This window comes from Fulvivirga kasyanovii, from assembly GCF_009711405.1.
Lineage (GTDB): Bacteria > Bacteroidota > Bacteroidia > Cytophagales > Cyclobacteriaceae > Fulvivirga > Fulvivirga kasyanovii.
This window is the reverse complement of sequence record NZ_SMLW01000588.1, coordinates 1-21,923: the sequence shown is the minus strand read 5'-3', so window position 1 is coordinate 21,923 and position 21,923 is coordinate 1. Positions and strand designations below refer to the sequence as shown.

Sequence of the window (21,923 nt, the reverse complement as noted above, 5' to 3'; positions counted from 1 at the left end):
TTTAATTTGCAACGCCTTTTTAAAAAAAATTAAGCGATTATAAATTTTTTTTCCCGTTCACAAAATTAAGACCGTATTAATAGCTCAAAACTAATGGTTTACGCGGAATGAACCTATAAAATCCGTGGTTTAACCTACAAAAATTCACCCCTCTGGCAAACTACATCAGTATGTGGGCTTTTAATACGGCCTCTGTATTAATACATTGTCTTCATAAACAAATCTGCATATTGCCGCAACTTTCTGTATAGATAGTCTTTTCTACGTATCACAAAAAGAATGGTGAAAAGTAAGACATAAATACCTGCAACAATGAAATATCCATATACACCAGATTCGAGCAGTTGATTAAAGTAAGCGGCAAGACCGATGCTGACAAAAAGAACTGCAAACAGCATCAACACTGCCAGGGATATGACCAGAATGAGTTTCTGAACTTTCTCCGAAATCTCCTCACGTATATTTTCCTTTACTTTATGAACCTGATGCTCTACAAAATTGACAGGTTTACGAATTACTCTCGACAATAATGACATCTTGTTAATTTTGGTTCTTTACGGAATGCATTTCATTTTTTGCAGATTTTACAGTTTCTGATCCATATTCCAACAGATCATTTGCAGCATCCCTAATGGCACCTTCAACTTTTTTATAAGTTACACTTCCTTTGTCAGGTGCAATTAATAAACCTAAAACGGTACCTACCCCAATACCTGCGGCAAGACCGAGGAGAAATTTTCCATTGTCATTCATAGTTTTATATTTATTGGTTTTAAAAAATTATCCTTCATAATTATCCTCCGATATGGCCGTCTCCCACCTCTCAAAATCCTCTATCTCATTATTCAGGCCATTGTATACCCAAACGATTACTGCCAGGTCATCCGCCAGACCAAGTATGGGAATAAAATCAGGAACAAGGTCTAGTATCCAGACGAAATAGACCAGCCCACCCAAAATGCGCAGTACGGCCGTTGTAGGTATTTTCCTGTACTCGCCGTGGTAGTATGCTTTGGCCATGCGAGAGAGTACTTGGGTCTTCTCCATAAAATCACTGCGCAATCTGTGTCTGTTGCTCTCTTCTTTCAGTTTTTCAAAAGCGTGCTGCAAAAGCCTGTATACTTTGCTTTTGCTGTAGGAGTATTTCTCGGCTACCTTCATGGCGAGGGAAAAAAACCTGGATTCGAGCACTGCACTCAGGGCAGTTGCCGAAGAATTTTCTTTTTCCGGAACCATTTTGTCTCCCGAATGATTTGTATCTGTTGTTGGTTTTGTTGCTTGTTCCATATGTGATGCAGGTGAAAGTGTCATATCTAATATGCTATATTTATTAGCGTTTGCTGCTCTTTTTTACCTATAACACATAAATTGGCCTAGATGTTCTGAATTCTGTCAACTGGAAGATAGACCTGAAAAAAATTGATAAGTAACAATTGCTGGCCATTGATATTTTCATTACCGGCTACAAATAAAAGTTTTGCATAATAGTTAATTTAGTGTGGTGTATGCCATTGTTGACATAGAGACTACCGGAGGTTTTGCAGGAAGCAACCGTATTACTGAAATTGCCATCTTTTTTCATGATGGCAATGAAGTTACGGACTCTTATCAAACGCTGATCAATCCGGAGCAAATTATACCTCCTTATATTACAGGCCTTACGGGTATAAGACAGGATATGGTAGACGCAGCCCCCACCTTTGAAGAGGTAGCCCAGGAAGTATATGACCATTTAAAAGACAAGGTTTTTGTTGCGCACAACGTACATTTCGACTATTCCTTCCTGAAAAAGGAGTTTGAAAAAGTAAACCTTAATTTCAGTCCCAGAAGGCTATGCACGGTAAGGGTAAGCCGGGTACTGTTTCCCGGACTGAGATCGTATGGATTGGGCAATCTTTGTGAGCAACTAAATATTGAAATACGAAGCCGCCATCGTGCCGGGGGAGATGCCCAGGCTACAGCCATTCTTTTTGATATGCTCATCAAAAAGGACAGCGAATATGTAGCCCTGGCGTTGAAGAAAAATTCAAAGGAAACCACACTACCGCCCAACCTGCCCAAGGAGGAGTTTGAAAACCTGCCTGAACAGCCCGGTGTGTATTATTTCCTGAACCAGAGAAGCGAGGTGATCTACGTGGGCAAGGCTATCGATATCAAGAAAAGAATAACGGGGCATTTCTCAGGAACCAGCAAAAACCGGCGAAATCAGTCCATACGAAATGAGATCCATCATATCAGCTATGAGCTTACCGGCAACGAGCTGGTGGCCCTACTGCTGGAATCGCATGAAATCAAACGGCTTTGGCCTAAGTACAACAGGGCACAAAAGGTGCTGAGCAACACCTGGGGCATTTATAAGTACGAAGACCGGCAGGGGTACCTGCGATTTAATATCAGTAAAAGCGTTAAAGGCCTTCAACCCCTGATCTTCTTTCATTCGCATTCGGATGCCTGGCAATTTATGATGAACAAGATCCGTGATTTTGACCTTTGTCCCAAGCTCTCAGGTATCCAAAAATCCGATGGCCCTTGTTATGACCTGCCCCTCGGACAATGTGCCGGCGCATGCGATGGTAAGGAGAGCACTCAGGTATACAATGACAAAGTACACGAAGCCATAGCATCTTTCCATGAAACACAAAAATCATTTGCTATAGTAGGGTCGGGGCGTACGGAAGAAGAGAGCTCCGTTGTGCTGGTAGAAAGAGGTACATATTGTGGTTTTGGTTTTTGCGACAAAGATGTTAGCATTTCGCATCTCGATGATATAAAGACAGTTATCAACAATTACAAAACAACTATTGAGATTGATCATTATATCCAAAGTTATATAAACAGCCCTCAGGCAGATATCATTGAATTGATCTGACAGCCCCTCTTCACCAAACCCGAGTCATCGTTATATACCAATCACTTATCGGCTGTTGCTACGGCTCGTCCAAAGCTGCACTTACCTGCCAACGGTGAGCTACATCTATATGTGGCTTAAAGAACATTTATGAAATCATCTATACCCAAACTATTAATTGTCTGTTGGTTTTTTATTTCAGGTAGCTATGCCTTTGCACATGGGGATTTGCCCAAAAACTGCGGAGAAAGCTGCTTTGGGACACAAGTACAAAGTGTTACCGAAACGGAAGGAGGATGTTTAAAATATACCCTGCTGGTGACCAATGATGGAAGTTGCTCACATGCACTTTCGCACTACGCAGTGTCTATTCCTTGCGGTAGTGTTTCTTCCATTACTAATTCTGAAGGATGGGCCATCGAAGTCGGTACCGACCCTAAAAGTGACATAACCGGATTTAAAGTTGATAATATCAGCGGCTTTGGAGAAAACGGTCAGGCCGGTGACTTCACTGTAGAATTTACGCTTTGCCCTGATAACGAGACGTGTAGCGCTTCGTTAAACTGCTGGGCACCGGAAGTAGCTTATAAAGCTGCTACGTGTATTTTTTACGAACAAACTGAAATTTCATGTTCACAACTTTCTGCACACATCGAAACCAGTGATGTTTCATGCTTTGGTTTAAGTGATGGTAGCGCAGCGGTAGTTGTAGAAGAAGGTGAAGCTCCTTTTACCTACCAGTGGTCTGACGGTAGCTCTGCTGCCCAAAGCACCAACTTGTCTGCAGGAGAATATTCAGTAACAGTAACTGATGCTAATGGTGAGAGTGTTATGTTGACGGCATTGATCAACCAACCCGGAGCATTGAATACTTCGGTAAACATTAGCTCCGCATCGTGCAGTGGCTCCAACAACGGAAGCATCAGTGTAAATGTAACAGGAGGAACAGCTCCTTATACTTACCTTTGGTCTAACGGTGCTACAACCGCTTCTATCGGTAATTTAAGTGCTGGTTATTACGAATTGGATGTTACCGATAGCAGAGGATGTTCGGTAAAAGTTCCTGCTGTGGTTGAAAACCAGACTACGATCAGTTTGACAGCAGCAGTTGAAAAAACAAGCTGTAGCGGTAACACAGGAAGTATTGACATTACGGTTACCGGTGGTTCTGAACCGTATGCTTTTGTATGGTCTAACGGTGCAACAACTGAAGACATCAGCGGACTGGCTGCAGGTGTTTACAATGTTCAGGTTACAGATGGCAACGGATGCTCCAGCAGCCGATCTTTCATTGTGAAAGAAAACAATTCTCTGAACCTAAGTGCGGTTCCTACACCTACTTCTTGTATCGAAGATAACAGCGGCAGCATTGATCTTATAGTATCAGGAGGCACCGAGCCTTACACGTATACCTGGTCTGATGGCAGCACCACTGAAGATTTATCAGGATTAGCCAAAGGGATATATAGTGTTACCGTAACAGAAGCAGGAGGGTGTAGCTCTACACTCAGAGTTTCCATACTTGCAGAGACATTCCAGGTAAGCACTAGCTCACAAAACCCTACGTGTATCGGCGCTGACGGGTACATTCAGGTAACTCCTTTAGGTGGTCAGGCTCCTTACACATACCTTTGGTCAAATGGTGGTACTACCTCAGAGATCTCAGGGCTTGCCAGCGGCATGTATGACGTAACTGTAACCGATGCGACCGGTTGTTCAAGAAAGTTATATTTCTACTTAACAGAGCCCGATCCATTGTCCTTATCCGCTGAAATCACAAATGTTAATTGCGTTGAAAGTGAATTCAATCTTGATTTAACAGTAACAGGAGGTACAGGGCCCTATGACTTTAACTGGATGGATGAAAGCTCGCTCGAAGACAGAACAGGCCTGACATCAGGTTCATACATCGTAACGGTTACCGATATCAACGGTTGCTCTGTAGCTCAGGAATTCATTGTTGATGCAAACTCCGCAGGATGTCCGGATTTAAATAATCCTGGTGATGATAACGGTACTGACGACGGTAGTGATAATGGTACTGACGATAGTACAGATGACGGTTCTGATACAGGAAATGATGACGGCACTGATGATGGAGGTGACAATGGAACGGATGATGGCACTGATGGCGGTACCGACGACGGAGGAGATTCAGGAAGTGGTGATGGTGATGGAACGGATGGTGACGGAGATGGAGATGGTACCGATGGAGATAACGGTGGCGACGATGGTGGTGACACCGATGGTGGAAATAGTGATGGCGATAGTGGCGATGGTGACAACGGCTCAGGTAGTGACGGGGCTTGCAGTAACCCTTTTGATACCAATATTGTGCTGGTATCTGTAGATGGTAACTGCTACACCTATACAGCCACAGTCGAATACAACGGTTCTCATTCTTACGGTCTCTCTCACCTGAGTATAGCCGTACCTGAATGTGCTTCAATTGACGGAGTAAGCAACTCAGAACACTGGACCATTGAGTACGGCACTGATCCTCGTACAGGCTTATCAGGATTCAAGGTTGACAACATCAGTAACTTTGGAGAAAGCGAGTTTGGTGATAGCTTCACCATCGACTTTACCGTATGTGCTACAGATGATGCATGTGCCTATGATCTGGCGGATGGTACCTATACTATAGGATACAAATATGGTCAGTGCGTCAGCCACGAAACGGCTACTGTTGAATCAGATAATCCTGAAACAGAAATTCTGGCTTATCCTAACCCGTTTAGTGAAACTACAAGAATAGAGTTTGAAGCTTCATACGAAGGTAACACAACTGTTGAGGTCTATAATCAACGTGGTGAAAGGGTGAGGGTATTGTTTGAAGGACAGGTGAACAAAGGCAATAAATATTCATTTGACCTGAATGCTAACGGACTACCGAATGACATATACACTTATAAGGTAACTACTCCTGCAAAAGTGTACAGAGGAAAACTACTTCTGACAAGATAAGCGTAGTCGAAAACCAAAAAAACTGCTTCATAGCCGTGAAAACGAATCTATGAAGCAGTTTTTATTTTATAGGGGGTTGAATTATTTGGTCTGCTCCTTTAGTCTGTCGGTAAACAGCCTTCTCACCTTCTCTACTTTCGGACGCACCACATATGAGCAGTAAGGCTGTGCCGAATTTTGGTTGTAATAGTTCTGGTGGTAATCCTCTGCTTTATAATATTCTTTCAAAGGGGATATTTCCGTTACAATCGGGTCATCGAAAATCTTCGCCTGGTCTAGCTCCTGTTTGTATTTTTCGGCTATTGCTTTTTGTTCATCATCATGATAAAAAATCGCTGACCTGTATTGAGTGCCCACATCCGCTCCCTGTTTATTAAGTGTAGTGGGGTCATGGGTCTTCCAGAATATTTCAAGTATGTCTTCAAAAGAAATTACCTCCGGATTATAGGTTATCCGGGCTACCTCAGCATGTCCGGTAAGTCCGCTACAAACTTCACGGTAAGTCGGATTTTTTACTTTACCTCCCGTATAGCCAGACTCTACTGATACAATACCCTCTACCTGCTGAAAAACTGCCTCTACACACCAAAAGCACCCTGCTCCCAGTGTTGCCCTTTTCAGTCCGCTATTTTCCTGATCCTGTAATTCCATAGTACATTGTTTTTTTGAATAACTAAAGTAACAGATTAAAGTTTCAAAAAGATGTGACTTTACCACACCGTGGTCTTCATTGCGACAACTCCTATGTGGCATTTGGTATTTCTACAATAAACGTTGACCCTTCTCCCTCTTCCGTTTCAAGTTTGATCTTTCCGCCCAGCTTCTCCACGGTCTCCTTTACAATATACAGCCCCAGGCCGGTGCCGGTACCATTTTCATCAGCGCGATAAAACATGTCGAATATCTTTCTGCGATGTACCTCACTGATCCCGGGCCCGTAATCTTGTATTTTGATCATGGCTTTTCTGGCACTCACATCACAGCTAACGTCTATTCTGTTATTCCCTTCGTGACTGCAACCATATTTTATAGCATTGCTGATGAGGTTCCTAAAAATGACTTTCAAGCGTGTCGGATCTGTTTTAAAAATCACATTTTGGGTTACGCTTATATTTTTTTCAATATCACGCGTATCCGTCATATAAGCCAGGTCATTGAACACCTCACGGATGGTTTCCTCGAATTTTACAGGCTCAGCTTCTTTATCAAGCCTGGCATTTCGAGAATAATCTATAATATCACTGATAAACTGGTCGAGCCTTGAAATAGAGCGCTCTACCATATCATAGTACTCCTGACGGCTCTGCAGGTCTTCCTCACGCCTTACAAGAGATATCAGGCCTGCAATAGAGGCTAAGGGTGCTTTCAGGTCATGAGATGCACTGTACACAAAGCTATCAAGTTCTTTATTCACTTTTTGCAAAGCTTTGTTCTGGCTCTTGAGTTGATCCAGAGCATTAACACGAATGGTAATGTCCCTTGCAAAAACTGAAACGCCGGTTATCTGCCCTCCGCTATCTATGGGAAAAGTATATATTTCGAAGTGATGTACTTGACCTGAAATCTTGTTCTGATCTATAAATATTCCACCCTTACCTTGAAGGGCCTCGTTGTATCTCTCCTTCCATCTTTTTTTTTCAGCACTCAGTGGGGTAATATCCAGTACCAGTTGATTTCTGGCCGGAGAAGTGCCATAAACCTCATTGCACAGTCTTGAAAATACATTGTTATAATCAATAAGCTGGTACTGCTCATCAATCAACCAAATGGCACTGTCAGTATTTTCAAGTATGGCTCTCAGGTTGGTCTCCTTGATCAGAATATCCCGGGTCCTTTCCTCAACCTTTACTTCGAGCTCTTTCCTCTGTTGTTCGATAAGGTGCTGCTTCTCCTGCTCACGTAGCAAATCACTCTTATAAAGCTTGTATATCCTCACACCAAGGCCATACGACAAAATTATAATGCTGGATATATAGCCCAGGTGTATCGAATATTGCACCAAAAAAGTGTACTCAATCACTCTGAGCAGGTTTAAAATGAAGACAACTATAAAAACACCAAATAAAATATACGCCAGAAGATAATATACTCCCTGTGGTATTTTTCTGACTGTACCTAAAACGCCTCCGGTAATCATAAGCACCAACCCTACAATACCATATAAATTGAGCAAAGGAAAGCCATAGGAAGGAATGGTAAAGAACAACCCTAAAATGGACACACCCACCAGGGCTGCAAAAACGGTCACTATCTTGAAAAGTGACTTTGACCATGTACGCACCTCGAGGAATTCGAGCATAAACAAAAGTCCTAAAATGTTGCTGAAGGCGGCCGTCAGCATATCCTGATAGCCATCAGTCCATACGATTAAAAAGTGTAGATAAAAGGGCGTAAAGCCGTCGGCAGCACCAGTAAAAATGGCGATACTTAAAATATAAAGACCATAGATGAAGAACAGCCGCATTCGCGTAATGGCTGCTAACAAAAGGTTAAAAACCATGAGGATCAGAATAGCTCCGTAGAACATCCCCAGAAATGTTCTTTCCTCCATGTTTTCTTCCAGCGCATGTCCGTCATCCAGCAACCGGGCAGAGATTGTCATGTAGTTAAGTGAGGTCACCTTAAAGTAGATCTGTGTAGTTTGGCGCCTCGGAAAATCGATTAAAAAACTATTCCTATTCGTAAAAACGCTTTTATCCCTTGGGTTTAAGCCTGTGCCTGTTGCATATTTAAGCAAACCACTTTCTGTAAACTTAAATAGCTCTATGTGTTCAAGCGAGGGGTCTATAAAATCAATAATAACATCTGCGCGGGTATTATGCGGGTTGGACACGGTAAGCTTTACCCAAATCACATCTTTAGTAACATTAGTCCTCAGCCCTGTTTTTGGAATAGGCTTAAAGCTTTTTGCGGGGAGCGCCATTACCTCCTCAACAGTAAGCGCACTCGACGTGTCTACATAGGCATATAAATAGTTATTCAGGTTAATCTCTCTGTCATGAGAGATCAGCGTCAAAGTGTTTTGACCCAAACCAACGCTTTGAATCAAAGTTAAAACCAACAACAGACACCAGCTCTTCATATGATGTTAATCCCCGAATGATATGCCTATACTTCTGGCTGCTTTTACCATAAAGGAATTTTTATTTACAATGTTGTATTTGCGAATGGCTTCTTCTATACTTACCGCGGTAATTTTATTGTTTTTATAAGATACCATCTTGCCATATTCACCTTCAAGCACCAGCTCAAATGCCTTAACACCAAATAGCGTAGCCAATATTCTGTCAAAAGCTATAGGAGTACCTCCTCGTTGGGTATGTCCAAGCACCGTCTCTCTGATATCTGCCTCACAACCCGCTGCTTTCAATTGCTCAGACAATTGGTATGCAACACCTCCAAGTCTTTTGTGTTCATAACCAACTTCATCGCTCTTCACTGCAGTAACCTTTCCCTTTTTTGGCCGTGCACCTTCAGCAATCACGATATGTGCAAACCCTTTTCCCTGGTCATAACGCTGATTGAGTCGCTCTACAATTTTATTAATGTCATACGGGATCTCAGGGATCAGACACACTTCCGCACCACCGGCCAGAGCAGTATGCAAAGCAATCCATCCGGCTCCGCGGCCCATTACCTCCATGATCATTACGCGGTGGTGGCTTTCAGCAGTAGTTACAAGCTTATCAAAGCTATCGGTAGCTATCTGAACTGCAGTACGAAAACCAAAAGTAAAATCCGTTCCGGACAAGTCATTGTCAATTGTCTTAGGCACACCTATAATGTTCAGCCCTTGCTCATAAAGTTTTTGGGAGATACGCTGAGATCCATCACCTCCAATGCTGATGACCGCATCAACCCCTATACTTTTAATACGCTCTACCAACTCTCCGGACCGGTCTATCGTGCTCCAGCTTCCATCTTTTTCCTGAATGGGAAAATCAAATGGGTTGCCTTTATTGGTGGTCTTTAGGATTGTACCTCCCTTTACATGTATACCTGCGGTAATTTTGTCGTTTAACTCTATCACCTCCATGGGGTCTTTCAAAACTCCGTTAAACGCTTCTACGCTCCCCAACACTTCCCAATTCTTTTCTGTTTTTGCCCGCTTTACTATGCCACGAATTACTGCATTGAGGCCAGGGCAGTCACCTCCTCCGGTTAGTACGAGTACTTTTCTTTTTGCCATACCTGATCTATACTTTTACTCATAATTTAGTGATATATTTAGTAAGTTTAACGACATGCAACAAAAGAGTTTACCGGCTTACATGAAAAAGTTTTTTCTCCAACTTTTTTTATTATGCTTTCTCTCCATTTCATACGGACAGGATCTCCAACCTGTACCTGATCTATGGCAAAGGGTAACAGACCTTACCGGTACTTTGAGCACTACTGAAGTTGGGCAATTGGAAAGCAAACTCCAATCCCTCGAACAAACCAAAGGCAGTCAGATAGCCGTACTGATCGTTTCCACAACAGAACCTGAGCCTATTGAGGACTTTGCCATACGCGTAGCAGAAAAATGGAAGCTCGGACGAAAGGGTATTGATGATGGTGTTATTCTGCTCGTCGCCAAAAATGACCGAAGGGTCAGGATCGAAGTAGGGTACGGCCTGGAGGGGGCTATTCCGGATGCTATTGCCAAAAGAATTATAGATAATTACATCACACCAAATTTCCGTCAGGGAAGCTTTTATGCCGGTATTGATGAAGGGGTTGAGGCATTGTCTACTGCCATTCAGGGAGAGGAGCTTCCGGAGCCTACCGCCACAGACACATCGTCAGAAGAAACCGAATTCCCATACTTTATTCTGGTTGTTGTTTTTGTAATTGCAGCACAGGCACTGAGCAAAAGAATGGGCAAGTGGAAAGGATTATCCATCGGAGCTATCATATCCACTGCCACGGGACTTATTATAGCAGGTCTGCATGCCGGACTCATCATGCTGGTTATGTATGGGTTTATATCACTCCTGACATTGATTTCAGGTCGTGGAGGACGCGGCGGCGGTGGCTACTATGGCGGTGGTTATGGTGGAGGCGGTAGTGGTGGCTTTGGTGGAGGTGGTGGATTCAGTGGAGGAGGAGGCAGCTTTGGTGGAGGCGGTGCTTCCGGTAGCTGGTAAACTTTTGAAGTTATGACAAAAAGCAAATTTCTATTTACGGATGAAGAAAAGAGGCAGATCAAAGAGGCCGTTGCATCTGCCGAAAGCAAAACATCAGGTGAGATTGTTCCTTATTTCGTTGAGCAAAGTGATAGTTATGAAGCCGCGCCTTTTAGAGGGGCTATTATTTTTATGATTGGTGCACTGTTTACAGCCGGCGTTCTATCATATACCTGGGCACTGCCTTTCCCGATAACACCACTCGAGATCATAATATTTACCCTCACAGTGGGGGTCAGTGGTTTTCTGCTGGTAAAGTATATCCCATCTTTAACCAGGACGCTTACTCCTTCCGAAGTGATGCGACAAAGAGTAGAGCAAAAAGCGCTGGTTGCTTTCCTTGAAGAGGAAGTGTTCAATACAGAAAAACGCACAGGCATTTTAATATTTGTCAGTCACCTGGAGCATGCCGTTGAGGTAATAGGGGACAGCGGCATCAATGTCAAAGTAAAAACTGAGGAATGGGAAGCTGTGGTCAGACTGGTTGTGAGTGGGATCAAAAGTGGAAAGCCCATGGAAGGTTTATTGAAAGGTATCGCGCTTTGTGGAGAACTATTGGAAAAGGGGGGTGTTAATAAACCACCACAAAATCCTAACGAATTGCCGGATGACATTCGGCTTGGCTAGCATATGACAGACATTGTAGTTTATGGAGCGTACGGATATACCGGAGCGCTCATAGTAAAAGAGGCCCGTAAGCAAGGCATACAGGTTGTACTTTCAGGTAGAAATGAGGAGAAATTAAAAAAACTTTCTCAGGAGACAGGTTTCTCATATTCGGCAGTTGACCTGAACAATAAAGAGGCATTACATCACCTTCTGCAGGATGCAAAGGTGGTCATTCACTGCGCCGGTCCATTTCAACAAACAGCCAAAGCTATGGTGGAAGCATGTCTGGCAACACATACCCATTATCTCGACATTACGGGAGAGTACCAGGTTTTCGAACTTATCCATGGTTATGATGAAGCTGCAAAAAATGCTGGCATCATGCTGCTTCCCGGTTCAGGATTTGACGTAGTACCCTCAGACTGTCTGGCAGCATTATTAAAAGCGCGCGTTCCTGACGCTGAAAAGTTACAACTCGCTTTTGCAGCTACAGGAGGAGGTATTTCGCGAGGAACGTCGAAAACAATGATAGAAGGGGTCGGCGAGGGTCAGGTTTATCGATCGAACCACCAGCTAAAAACAAAGCCCCAAGGCGAATCGATCAAGGATATAAACTATGGGCCGTTTAAAAAGTTGTCAGCAGGTATAAGCTGGGGCGATGTTTCTTCTGCGTACTTCAGCACAGGTATTCCCAATATTGAAGTTTTCACGGGGTCATCAAAAAAGCAATTGAAAGCACTAAAATGGGCACACCGTCTGCGCTTTTTCCTTAAAATCAACTGGGTGAAAAATTTCCTGAAAAAGCAAGCAGATAAGAAGCCGGCCGGCCCTAGCGAAGAAAAAAGGGAAAACAGCCACACTTACCTTTGGGGCAGGGCTGAAAATTCGAAGGGAACATACTATGAGGCAAGGCTGAAAACCCCAAATGGTTACACACTAACCTCAAAGGCGACATTGCTTTTCGCTTCTAAAATCCTCAGTGGTATATTCCGCCCGGGCTTTCAAACCCCATCTTCCGCCTATGGAAGGGATGTAATTTTGGAGATTGACGGTTCTCAGTTCGAAAAAGCAGCTTAATCATCGGCCCTCAATTTTTCTATCTTTTCCGGCATTCGCTCAAGCAGTGTCCACCATTCCTCATCATCCCGGTAGCTTCTGATGGCACCGGCCCTGACCAATATTTTTCTTAATTCATCATCTTCAAACCCTCCAAGGCCTTTTTTAATGGTGTCGAATCGGCGATCCGTATAGCTCTTGTGAGAAAGATAATAACGGGCGGTCCTTTCAGCCATATGCTCGGTTTTGAGTTCCTCAATTTTTAGCTTGAAAGCATGACGCAACTGGTTTCTTTGCAGTAAAAGGGAGATACCTCCACCTATTAGTACTCCCGATAGTGAGGCTACCAAACTAAGTATTTCCGGTTTCATGGGGTAAAATATTTACTGTAATCGATCTTTAACATACGTAATTTCAGTCTTACCGTGCGGAGCTGGTTTGCCATCAAGGCTTACGAAAACGATCTTATCTATGGCCAGTATGGTTTTTCTGGTCAGTTTATTTCTCACCTCACAGGCAATGGTCAGAGAAGTACGTCCGAAATGTATGGCTTTCATGCCCAGCTCTATAATATCCCCTTTTTTGGCAGAACTTACAAAATTTATCTCCGACATATATTTTGTCACACATCGCTGGTTCTCAAGTTGTACTATAGCATATATAGCAGCCTCCTCGTCAATCCAGCGCAGCAGGCTTCCGCCGAATAAAGTGCCGTTTGGATTTAAGTCTTCGGGTTTTACCCACTTTCTGGTGTGGAAATTCATGTTTTTTAATTTTAAAACAAACAAATATTTACTCATGTTAACAAAAAGTAGCCTCAACCTACTTATCTTCCTTCCATCAAATGTTACAAACCGATGAGAAAAGGTTTTCGTTACTTTTTAAACTAAATAACAATCTTCAAACAAAAGATGAAAAAACTATTAATTCTAAGCCTGTTAAGTATTTGCGCAATATCTGTCTTTGCCAATGACAATTATAAATATACAATTGATCTGACTAAAGTTAATGAAGACAGGGTTTTTGTAGAGCTTGAGCCGCCTACCATCAAGGAAAATCAAATCACATTTTACCTTCCGAAGATCATTCCCGGCACGTACAGCATTGCCGACTATGGCAGAATGGTCTCAGAGTTCACTGCATATGACAAAAAGGGGAGGAAACTTGAAGTCGAAAGACTGGATGACAATTCATGGACTATAAAAGGTGCCAAAAAGCTCGCAAAGATCAGCTATTGGGTAGAAGATACTTATGATACTGAAAAGGATGGGCCAAGCATATTTGAGCCTGCCGGAACCAACATTGAGGCCGACAAAAATTATGTGCTGAATCCCAGTGGCTTCTTCGGATATTTCGAAGGTATGAAAGAAGTGCCTTTCGATGTTAACATCATCCGCAAGGAAAACTTTTATGGCGCTACAGGATTGGTACCTGCTACTGTAGGAGCAGACCTGAGCACGGTAATTGATTTGGAAAAATCAGAAAAAGCCACGGCCTCCGGTAAAAAAGTAGACCAGTTTAAAGTGGAGGATTACGACAGGCTGGTAGATTCACCTATCATGTATAGCGCTCCGGATACTGCACTTATCAAAGTGGCTGATACCGAAGTGCTTATAGCTTCTTACTCACCAAACAAAATGGTAACTGCCAAGGAAATAGCTGCCAGTATAAAGGAAATACTGCAGGCTCAAAAGGAGTATTTAGGTGGTGAGCTACCTGTCAATAAATATGCTTTTATTTTCTATTTCACAGACCAGCCGGTACTTTCCTATGGTGCATTGGAGCACTCATACAGTTCATTCTATTATATGCCGGAAATGAGAATCCAGGCTATGGCCCAGCAACTGAGGGACTTTGCCGCTCATGAGTTTTTTCATATAGTTACCCCACTCACTATCCACTCTGAGGAAATAGACAATTTTGATTTTAATGACCCGCAAATGTCAAAGCACCTTTGGATGTATGAAGGTGTAACAGAATATTTCGCAGGCAATATGCAGATCCAATACGACCTGATCGGGCCTGATGAATACCTTGAAATGATCAGGGAAAAGATGATAACTGCATCTGACTTTCTGGATACGGTTGCTTTTACCGACATCAGCAAGTTTACACTGGAAAAATATTCGGATCAATACTACAATGTGTACCTGAAAGGAGCGCTGATAGGACTTGCCTTAGACCTCAAACTGCTTGAGTTATCCGACGGTGAATATGGGCTTCAGGAACTAATGCACGACTTGTCAAAAAAATATGGCAAAAACAGCGCTTTTGATGATGAACAGCTTTTCGACATTATCACTGAAATGACTTACCCTGAAATAGGAGAGTTTCTGAATACCTATGTAGGCGGAACAAAGCCGTTGCCATATAAAGAGATTTTCGAGACCGTGGGAATAAATTACATACCAGAAGAAAATATAGAATTTTACAGTATGGGTCTTCAACAACAAAACATAACTATAGCTGAACACGAAGGTCAAAAGTACCTGGCTATAGCCGGTGTTGATAAACTCAATGCTATGGGCGACTCACTTGCCTTTAAGGAGGGGGATATTCTCTTAAGGATCAACGGGCAGGAAATACCCCCACTGGGCCCTGAGATCGGGCCGTTTATTGGTAATATTCAGAACAGTCTTGATGAAGGGCAAACACTTTCATATACGGTATTGCGAAAAGATGATGAAGGAAATTTCAATGAAGTTGAATTAAGCTCACCGGTATTCAAAGTTCAGGCTGTTCAGCAGCATTTATTTGAACTGATGGAAAACCCTACCGAAAAGCAATTGCTGATAAGGGAAGCCTGGCTGAGGCCATAAGGAAATTCACCAGTAGCCGGGCCATAGAGGTCCGGCTTTTTTTAATCCTTCAAATATCGATAGTACCTGGTCACCGTTGTTATACCTACCGGGCCTTTCCAGATCCCACCTGTCATCCCAATATCCTCCACTTCTATAATTATCGTGTTCTCTTCATTTAGCCTGATCAATCCGGCAGGGATAGTGTAGGCCCTCAGCTCGTTATAGGAATAACTTTTACCCAATGGCCTGTCGTCCCTGGTAGTGCCTATTAATTTACCATTCAGGTAGGTGCGGTCAAAATCATCTATTTTGCCAAGTACTAAAACAAGGTTTTCAGCGGATGTCCCGGCTGGCAAGGTAAATGTTTTTTTATAGGTAGCCCAGCCGTCATATTCTTCATGCCCCTGTGGCTCCCATGGGATGGGCACCATAATCTGCTCCCAGTCCTCCCTTCTATAGCCCTGATTATCCTTTCTAAAAGACCACACCCCTTGAAGGTCTACAATTAAACTGGCCGAATAGCTGGAAGCGTATATACCCAGTTTGCCCCCAGAAATTCCGCCTTCACGGGTTGCGTCATATACGCGCACGGCAATAACATTTGGGCCTTTTCTATTGAGGTATTGAACAGGAAAAGTGTATTGCCTCTCAGCACGATAAGCAGTTTTAAATTTAGGGGGCATATGCCCGGAAAAACCTATGAGCTTACCATTTAGATAAACTTCATCGGCATCATCAATATAGCCAAGATGCAGATACAGGCTTTTGTTATCAGGCAGGTTAGTAATGTCAAAGGATTTTCTGTACCAGGCAAAGCCATCATAGCCGTGAAAACCCTGGTTCTCCCATATCTCCGGGGCATAAATAGTTTCCCACGAGCTGTCGTCATAAGCGGGGTCTGCCCATGAAAGTTTATCACCGATAGAAAACTTCCATCGGCCCTCAAGGTTGATAAGTCGCTCCTGAGCAAGGGAAACGTTTAAAAGAAATACCAAGACGGATATAAGCGCTGTTCTCAAATTTCCTAAATGTTAGCTTATAAAGTTAAGGGGTTCCATGGTCTTTTCAGAACATGTCACCCCTAAATCACCCCCCAGTGAGCTCTTTTTATCTTGCCGCTAAGCCTGTTTGCGGCATGTAATTATTCCAGTAGCTTACCCACATGGTCTCTTCAGTAAATGTCATTTCATACCTGACTGAGATTTCAGAGTCGGCTATTTCTACCCAATACTTACCCGGTTTCAGGGATTTCAAGTCATAATATTTAACAAAACCATTCTTAAATTGATTGGATTTTATCTTTTCATTAAACAGAAGTCCTTTTTCTCCGTAAAAATTCACGGAAACCTGCTTCTCTCCCGGATTTACATAAAGAAGTTTTACAAGACCTTTTTCTCCGGTTGGTAATATCTTTGCACCAATCTGGCTGTTTTGTTGATCCTGTGCCATCGCGCCCGCTCCTATTAAAAGGAATAGCAATAATAGTTTGAATTGTGGTTTCATGCCTGTGTTGTTTTGACCTAAAATTGATTTCTATAGTCAATAACGGCACTATTACACCCTGAGGTGTCATCAAAAAGTAATCAAATGTAAAAGATTGTCACGACAGGTAACATACTGTAAATCAATAGATCAGTTTATATCCGGCCCCGTGTACGGTAAGGATAATCCTGGGTTGATTAGGGTTAGCTTCCACTTTTTGTCTCAGCTTTACCATAAAGTTATCTACCGTTCGTGTTGTTGGCTTTTCTTCATAGCCCCACACATTCTCCAGCAGATCGTATCGGCTTACAAGTTGATTTTTGTGCTGATATAAATACTGGAGTATTTCAAATTCCTTGTGAGACATTTTTATTTCTTCGTCCCCGTCTGCGGCAGTATAATTACCAAAATGGATATCCAACCTTCCAATTCTGACCTCCAGATCTTCCGTATTCCCTTGATCCTCCGTTTTTACCCGCCGAAGCAGTGCTTTAATCCTGGCAATTAACTCCCTTACACTAAAGGGTTTGGTCACATAGTCATCTGCCCCGATCTCAAGGCCAAGAACCTTATCGATTTCTTCCCCTCTGGCTGTCAACAATATCACCGGAGTTGAGTTTCCATTTTGCCTCAGCTTTTTACATACCTCAAAACCCGAAAGCTCGGGCAACATTACATCCAGCAATATGAGGTCATAGCTTCCGTCAATAGCTTTTTCATAGCCTTCTTTGCCATTAACCGCAAGATCAATACGATACCCTTCAAACTCCAGGTTATCTTTTAGCCCAAGCCGCATCATGGGTTCATCTTCAATGATTAAGATATCAGCCATATCACTGTTGTTTAAGTGGAAGATATACGGTAAAGGTAGTGCCTTTTCCCAATTCGCTTTTTACTTTGATCTTGCCATTATGTCTGGCAATAATATGTTTGACCAACGACAATCCAAGACCTGTCCCCTGACCTTTGGCCAAATCTCCGGTCGAAACCCGGTAAAACTTGTCAAATATATATTTCTGATCCTTCAGGGCAATACCGATTCCCCGGTCACGGATGGACATAAATGCCCGATTCCCGGATGTTCCTGTCTGAATCTCGATATGCTTGTTGTCTTTACTATACTTGATCGCGTTATCAAGCACATTGATGATCACCTCCTGCAAAGCATCTTTATCCGCTTCTATAATTAGGTTTTCCTCCCGGAGGAATGAATATTTAAAGCCTTTGCTTTCCAGATGATAGGTATAGGTTTTAAGAACTTCTTCCACAGCATCACTCAAATCCACTGCCTTAAGAATATAGCTGCTTTTGTTGGCCTCAACCTGCGAGAAGTTCAATATTTTATTCACAATGGCTGTAAGCCTTTGAGCCTCCTTGCTTATGATCTTGTAGTACTCCTGTCGCTTTTCCTGCGTAGGTACCCGGCCCATTTCCAAGGTTTCGGCAAACATGCTGATCAGTGACAGTGGTGTGCGGATTTCATGAGATACATTAGAAACAAATACGGACTTATTCTCTGCCAACCGGATCTCTTTCTTCACATTTTTAAACGCCAGCCAAACACCAAACAGCAGCACAATATTTAAAAGCAATATCAAACCCAGGTTGAGATAGGTTCTTTCCTTAACAATCTGATCAATGCCCCGGCCTTTCAGGTTTATGCCCAGGTAATAATCGGGGAGAATCCAGAAGTCATTGGTTATGGCCTTAGCCTTATAGTCATATCTGTTAACTGTATCAATCGTGGTGTAAACCAACTCATCTGTACCTTTTTGATGTGCAGAAAGTATGAACTTATCAGCAGCTATGGTCTGTAATTTAGGCCTCAGTGTTTCTCCTATAAACAACTCAGGGTCCAGAACTATACCGCAAACCAAATAATCACCCATCGGCTTATTGAGAATGAAAACGAGTGTTACCAGGTCTTTACTGTTTATGGTTAAGTCTATACTTAGGGGTTGGAGTTTCTGAAACCCACTTTCCATGTATGAGACCAGTCTGTCTACCTGGGGTTTATTCGCTTGCATGGCCTCCTCAACCCTGCCTGATGCCACCTTGACCAAAGTGTCATTATAACTATATAAAAGTGGTTTGCGGTTGTAAGATGTATCCGTCAGGAAAATAAGGGCTATACTGGAATTGACATCAAGTACCTCCAAAATGGCTGGTGGCAAAGAATCGGAAAGTTCGGAAGAGGATAGGGCAGATTCTATTTTGGATGTCCAACTATCCGCAACATCATCAGAATATTGGTTTACCGAATAAAGGATGGCATCAAGCTGGTTTTGGTAAATATTATTGATTACCTCCTCATTCCTGCTCAAAGAAGAGATTTCGTACACAGAATAAAAAACTGCTGGTAATAAAAATACCAGCAGTAAAATAAGCCCGGTTTTTCTTACAGAATTCACTCAAAATTAAAACGTAAGGGGAGTCATTTAGGTTATTAATGACCTGCTATGAGAAAAGTCTAATCAATAGTCCCCACCGGTGGCTCAAGATCCTCATCTTCCAGCCACGGTTTTGTCATCCTATCTACCTCTTGAAACAAAGCAAAGGCTTCCTGAAAGCCTTTAAAATGTACTCTTCCGGATTTCCTGAATTTAGCTCTAAATTCAACAAATAACGAAGTCATAATTAATCATATTATTATCCTAAAACCATAACGCCGCATAAAGAAAAAGGTTGCCACATGGACAACCTTTATTTTATAATTATTTAGTTCCTTTTACGCTGTTTTTCGAAGCTCGCTTACACTCAGCTCATTATGCTTAAGTTTGGCGGCAAGCTCTTTGGCGTGCTGTTTATCTTTCGAGTAAAGTATATGCTTAGGCACACCTTTCAAATCCCATATCAGCCCCATCCAGTTAAAAAGTTTCAAGCCATAATAGGTAAAATCAACTTCCCACCAGAAAAATCCGTTCCTGGCTGCAACCTCATAGTAATGGTGATTGTTGTGCCAGCCCTCACCTAAAGTAAGTAAAGCAAGCCATAAACTGTTTCGGGATTCATCCCCGGTTTTATAGCGCTGCTTTCCAAACTTATGCATAATAGAATTTATTGAAAAAGTACCATGATAAAGAATAACGGTACTAAGGAAAAATCCTATAAACAGGGTAGAGAATCCGGCCTGGGTAAACATCAGCAGTGGGCTGCCTCCATTGACCCAGCCTCCTAAAGCCATTACAACTAACGCCAACACCAGCGGTGGTACAAGGTAATTTTTATTTAGCCATACCAGCTCGGGGTACTTGGCATAGTCGCCAATAGTTTTATAGTCCGTCTTCTTATAGTCAGGCCCAACGATCCAGCCAATATGTGAATACCAAAAGCCATACAATTTCATAGAATGTGGGTCCTCGGGCTGGTCACTGTATCTGTGATGATGCCTGTGATGAGCCGCCCACCAAAGAGCACCTTTTTGCGCTGATGTTTGCGCCATAAAAGCAATCACAAACTGAAACCAACGTGATGTCTTATATGATTTATGTGCAAAATAACGGTGATAGCCACCTGTAATCCAGAACATCCGGCCAAAATATAAAACCGCACAAACTACCCAGTCAAACCAGGTGGCACCCGTCCATAATGCGCCTAAAGGAAGCAGGTGTACCATCGCAAAGGCGATTTCCTGCTTTAAAATGGGTTTACTTCTTTTTTCTAATACTACTTCTGACATGTCAGGTCATTTAAATAAATTCTTCCGCAAAAATACGGATTATTTAGTAGTAAGTTAAATAACCTGATAAAGGTTCAATTATGTGCGTTGGAAATATTGGAAGGGTCGAAAATTAAAATACGGAACAACAAAGAATAGAGGCTGTAGAGTATTTTATATAAAATAAGGCCGCCCAATTGATATTGAACGGCCCTTTACTATTACTATTTGAGGGGGATAATTATTGAATTTCTCCCAGTTCTGTTCCTGTTCCGTAGTTAACGTCGATTATATAAACATCACCAGATTTAATGGTCTCTGTTTCATTTAAGTAATCACAGTTGCTCCATTTAAACCCGCTTGGGTGCATAGTCGAAACGTTTACATTAGGTTCATAATCCGGATAACCTGATCCTCCACTGTAGATATAAATATCATCAGGATCTAGTCTGTATCTCTCCGCAGAACAATACGAACCATTGTAATCATAATCCACCTGAATATTAGCACCAGACCCACCATTTAGAGAATTAATGTAAATAGCAGGATATATGGAATAACCATAGCCAATATCGCCCAATTCAACACCAGTAATTACACCAGATTCAACAGTTAAAGATTCAACGTAAGCCTGACGGCCACTGGTATAGTTAGGACCCGCTATTGTTGCTAATATATTGGCCGTAGAAGGTAAAGCCTCAGCTTTATCATAAGGTCTAAATATTGTACCCTTAGCAGTTTTCATAACAATATCCCCATCTTCCCTTACGGCTATTTTCTGATCATATAAAACGTCTGGAAACATTAACGTAACCGACCTACCATCTACACTGGCAGGGATGAGCATAGAGTAATTTCCATCACTATCCACAACTGCGGAAGCGAGTATAGTATTACCAGATACTGCGGCAATTGTAATGCCTTCAGGATGTTCATAAGCATCAGTTGTAAGATCAATTTGTATTTTAACATTGCCTTTTATCAAAACGGCATCTTCAAGAGAATACAATGAAAAAGACGCTACGTCTCCACTTGCTCTTCCTTCTGCTTCTATTTTTGTTTCAAACGATGACTCAAAATAACCTTCCTTTTTAAGGTTAACGACTGCTTGTCCTTGTTCTATATTTTCAAAAACAGCTACGCCAAATTCATCTGTAACCAAAGAATATGTCACGCCACCGGTCAAAACGCTCACCTCTACTCCTGATATAGATTTACCCGATCCTTGTTCGGTTACCTCAACGGTAAAAGAGGTAGCCTGAGCAAGATTTAAAATCTCCTCTTCAGTAAGACCATCCTTTTCACAAGAAGTAAAGGTTATGCTTAGCCCGATG

The 21,923-nt window shown here is 42.4% G+C and carries 21 protein-coding genes; 6 read left to right on the top strand and 15 right to left on the bottom strand.

The annotated features are described in order from the left end of the window. Positions 1 to 197: 197 nt before the first annotated feature. From E1163_RS16750 to E1163_RS16740, 3 genes are read right to left on the bottom strand one after another with little or no spacing between them, the layout of a single operon-like run. Positions 198 to 527, bottom strand: a complete 330-nt coding sequence (locus E1163_RS16750) for a phage holin family protein (RefSeq protein ID WP_185156119.1) — start codon at positions 525 to 527, stop codon at positions 198 to 200. 13 nt (positions 528 to 540) lie between these two features. Further along, positions 541 to 753, bottom strand: a complete 213-nt coding sequence (locus tag E1163_RS16745; protein ID WP_155173608.1) for a YtxH domain-containing protein — start codon at positions 751 to 753, stop codon at positions 541 to 543. A gap of 27 nt (positions 754 to 780) precedes the next feature. Beyond that, on the bottom strand, positions 781 to 1,287 hold the full coding sequence (locus E1163_RS16740) for a YkvA family protein (protein WP_185156118.1): 507 nt from the start codon (positions 1,285 to 1,287) through the stop codon (positions 781 to 783). A gap of 214 nt (positions 1,288 to 1,501) precedes the next feature. Between E1163_RS16740 and E1163_RS16735 the strand changes: the two genes are divergently transcribed. After that, a complete protein-coding gene (locus tag E1163_RS16735; RefSeq protein ID WP_343033857.1) occupies positions 1,502 to 2,869 on the top strand; it encodes an exonuclease domain-containing protein in 1,368 nt (455 codons plus the stop codon). A 129-nt stretch (positions 2,870 to 2,998) separates the two neighbouring features. After that, on the top strand, positions 2,999 to 5,815 hold the full coding sequence (locus E1163_RS16730) for a T9SS type A sorting domain-containing protein (RefSeq protein ID WP_155173606.1): 2,817 nt from the start codon (positions 2,999 to 3,001) through the stop codon (positions 5,813 to 5,815). 81 nt (positions 5,816 to 5,896) lie between these two features. Here E1163_RS16730 and msrA read toward each other — a convergent pair whose 3' ends face one another. From msrA to E1163_RS16715, 3 genes are all read right to left on the bottom strand, one after another. Continuing rightward, a complete protein-coding gene (gene msrA, locus E1163_RS16725) occupies positions 5,897 to 6,466 on the bottom strand; it encodes a peptide-methionine (S)-S-oxide reductase MsrA (RefSeq protein WP_155173605.1) in 570 nt (189 codons plus the stop codon). A 91-nt stretch (positions 6,467 to 6,557) separates the two neighbouring features. After that, positions 6,558 to 8,897: a 7TM diverse intracellular signaling domain-containing protein gene (locus E1163_RS16720; protein ID WP_155173604.1), complete on the bottom strand. Its 2,340-nt coding sequence runs from the start codon at positions 8,895 to 8,897 to the stop codon at positions 6,558 to 6,560. Between the two features lie 6 nt (positions 8,898 to 8,903). Next, positions 8,904 to 10,004, bottom strand: a complete 1,101-nt coding sequence (locus E1163_RS16715) for a 6-phosphofructokinase (RefSeq protein WP_155173603.1) — start codon at positions 10,002 to 10,004, stop codon at positions 8,904 to 8,906. An 82-nt stretch (positions 10,005 to 10,086) separates the two neighbouring features. On the opposite strand from E1163_RS16715, the gene E1163_RS16710 reads away from it, so the two are divergent. Genes E1163_RS16710 through E1163_RS16700 form a run of 3 tightly spaced genes read left to right on the top strand, consistent with a single transcriptional unit; the run spans position 10,087 to position 12,669 of the window. After that, positions 10,087 to 10,944, top strand: coding sequence for a TPM domain-containing protein (locus tag E1163_RS16710; RefSeq protein ID WP_155173602.1), 858 nt, complete (start codon positions 10,087 to 10,089; stop codon positions 10,942 to 10,944). Between the two features lie 12 nt (positions 10,945 to 10,956). After that, complete coding sequence (locus E1163_RS16705; RefSeq protein WP_155173601.1) at positions 10,957 to 11,610, top strand: TPM domain-containing protein; 654 nt, start codon at positions 10,957 to 10,959, stop codon at positions 11,608 to 11,610. A gap of 3 nt (positions 11,611 to 11,613) precedes the next feature. Further along, a complete protein-coding gene (locus E1163_RS16700) occupies positions 11,614 to 12,669 on the top strand; it encodes a saccharopine dehydrogenase family protein (RefSeq protein ID WP_155173600.1) in 1,056 nt (351 codons plus the stop codon). Here E1163_RS16700 and E1163_RS16695 read toward each other — a convergent pair. Together E1163_RS16695 and E1163_RS16690 are read right to left on the bottom strand one after the other, a co-directional pair. Then, a complete protein-coding gene (locus E1163_RS16695) occupies positions 12,666 to 13,019 on the bottom strand; it encodes a hypothetical protein (RefSeq protein ID WP_155173599.1) in 354 nt (117 codons plus the stop codon). The genes E1163_RS16700 and E1163_RS16695 overlap by 4 nt on opposite strands. 12 nt (positions 13,020 to 13,031) lie before the next feature. Then, positions 13,032 to 13,412, bottom strand: a complete 381-nt coding sequence (locus tag E1163_RS16690; protein ID WP_155173598.1) for an acyl-CoA thioesterase — start codon at positions 13,410 to 13,412, stop codon at positions 13,032 to 13,034. 147 nt (positions 13,413 to 13,559) lie between these two features. Here E1163_RS16690 and E1163_RS16685 point away from each other — a divergent pair, with 147 nt between their 5' ends. Continuing rightward, the gene (locus tag E1163_RS16685) at positions 13,560 to 15,467 is read left to right on the top strand and encodes a M61 family metallopeptidase (RefSeq protein ID WP_155173597.1); all 1,908 of its coding nucleotides are present in this window, start codon (positions 13,560 to 13,562) and stop codon (positions 15,465 to 15,467) included. 41 nt (positions 15,468 to 15,508) lie between these two features. Here E1163_RS16685 and E1163_RS16680 read toward each other — a convergent pair whose 3' ends face one another. The 7 genes from E1163_RS16680 to E1163_RS30610 all read right to left on the bottom strand — a co-directional run. Next, positions 15,509 to 16,468, bottom strand: a complete 960-nt coding sequence (locus tag E1163_RS16680) for a beta galactosidase jelly roll domain-containing protein (RefSeq protein WP_155173596.1) — start codon at positions 16,466 to 16,468, stop codon at positions 15,509 to 15,511. 88 nt (positions 16,469 to 16,556) lie between these two features. Beyond that, complete coding sequence (locus tag E1163_RS16675) at positions 16,557 to 16,952, bottom strand: hypothetical protein (RefSeq protein WP_155173595.1); 396 nt, start codon at positions 16,950 to 16,952, stop codon at positions 16,557 to 16,559. 121 nt (positions 16,953 to 17,073) lie between these two features. After that, complete coding sequence (locus tag E1163_RS16670; RefSeq protein ID WP_155173594.1) at positions 17,074 to 17,763, bottom strand: response regulator transcription factor; 690 nt, start codon at positions 17,761 to 17,763, stop codon at positions 17,074 to 17,076. 1 nt (position 17,764) lies between these two features. Beyond that, on the bottom strand, positions 17,765 to 19,255 hold the full coding sequence (locus E1163_RS16665; protein WP_155173593.1) for a sensor histidine kinase: 1,491 nt from the start codon (positions 19,253 to 19,255) through the stop codon (positions 17,765 to 17,767). 146 nt (positions 19,256 to 19,401) lie between these two features. Beyond that, complete coding sequence (locus E1163_RS16660) at positions 19,402 to 19,566, bottom strand: hypothetical protein (protein ID WP_155173592.1); 165 nt, start codon at positions 19,564 to 19,566, stop codon at positions 19,402 to 19,404. Between the two features lie 93 nt (positions 19,567 to 19,659). Further along, complete coding sequence (locus E1163_RS16655; RefSeq protein ID WP_155173591.1) at positions 19,660 to 20,610, bottom strand: acyl-CoA desaturase; 951 nt, start codon at positions 20,608 to 20,610, stop codon at positions 19,660 to 19,662. Positions 20,611 to 20,830: 220 nt separating this feature from the next. Then, positions 20,831 to 21,923: hypothetical protein (locus E1163_RS30610; RefSeq protein WP_221418016.1), on the bottom strand; the 1,093-nt coding region annotated here is incomplete at its 5' end.

Excerpts from the sequence above, each read along its gene's own strand:
- E1163_RS16655 (WP_155173591.1), bottom strand. The coding sequence starts at position 20,610 with ATGTCAGAAGTAGTATTAGAAAAAAGAAGTAAACCCATTTTAAAGCAG.
- E1163_RS16675 (WP_155173595.1), bottom strand. The coding sequence starts at position 16,952 with ATGAAACCACAATTCAAACTATTATTGCTATTCCTTTTAATAGGAGCG.
- E1163_RS16715 (WP_155173603.1), bottom strand. The coding sequence starts at position 10,004 with ATGGCAAAAAGAAAAGTACTCGTACTAACCGGAGGAGGTGACTGCCCT.
- msrA (WP_155173605.1), bottom strand. The coding sequence starts at position 6,466 with ATGGAATTACAGGATCAGGAAAATAGCGGACTGAAAAGGGCAACACTG.
- E1163_RS16720 (WP_155173604.1), bottom strand. The coding sequence starts at position 8,897 with ATGAAGAGCTGGTGTCTGTTGTTGGTTTTAACTTTGATTCAAAGCGTT.
- E1163_RS16740 (WP_185156118.1), bottom strand. The coding sequence starts at position 1,287 with ATGGAACAAGCAACAAAACCAACAACAGATACAAATCATTCGGGAGAC.
- E1163_RS16660 (WP_155173592.1), bottom strand. The coding sequence starts at position 19,566 with ATGACTTCGTTATTTGTTGAATTTAGAGCTAAATTCAGGAAATCCGGA.
- E1163_RS16685 (WP_155173597.1), top strand. The coding sequence starts at position 13,560 with ATGAAAAAACTATTAATTCTAAGCCTGTTAAGTATTTGCGCAATATCT.
- E1163_RS16705 (WP_155173601.1), top strand. The coding sequence starts at position 10,957 with ATGACAAAAAGCAAATTTCTATTTACGGATGAAGAAAAGAGGCAGATC.
- E1163_RS16695 (WP_155173599.1), bottom strand. The coding sequence starts at position 13,019 with ATGAAACCGGAAATACTTAGTTTGGTAGCCTCACTATCGGGAGTACTA.
- E1163_RS16710 (WP_155173602.1), top strand. The coding sequence starts at position 10,087 with ATGAAAAAGTTTTTTCTCCAACTTTTTTTATTATGCTTTCTCTCCATT.
- E1163_RS16670 (WP_155173594.1), bottom strand. The coding sequence starts at position 17,763 with ATGGCTGATATCTTAATCATTGAAGATGAACCCATGATGCGGCTTGGG.
- E1163_RS16690 (WP_155173598.1), bottom strand. The coding sequence starts at position 13,412 with ATGAATTTCCACACCAGAAAGTGGGTAAAACCCGAAGACTTAAATCCA.
- E1163_RS16700 (WP_155173600.1), top strand. The coding sequence starts at position 11,614 with ATGACAGACATTGTAGTTTATGGAGCGTACGGATATACCGGAGCGCTC.
- E1163_RS16730 (WP_155173606.1), top strand. The coding sequence starts at position 2,999 with ATGAAATCATCTATACCCAAACTATTAATTGTCTGTTGGTTTTTTATT.
- E1163_RS16745 (WP_155173608.1), bottom strand. The coding sequence starts at position 753 with ATGAATGACAATGGAAAATTTCTCCTCGGTCTTGCCGCAGGTATTGGG.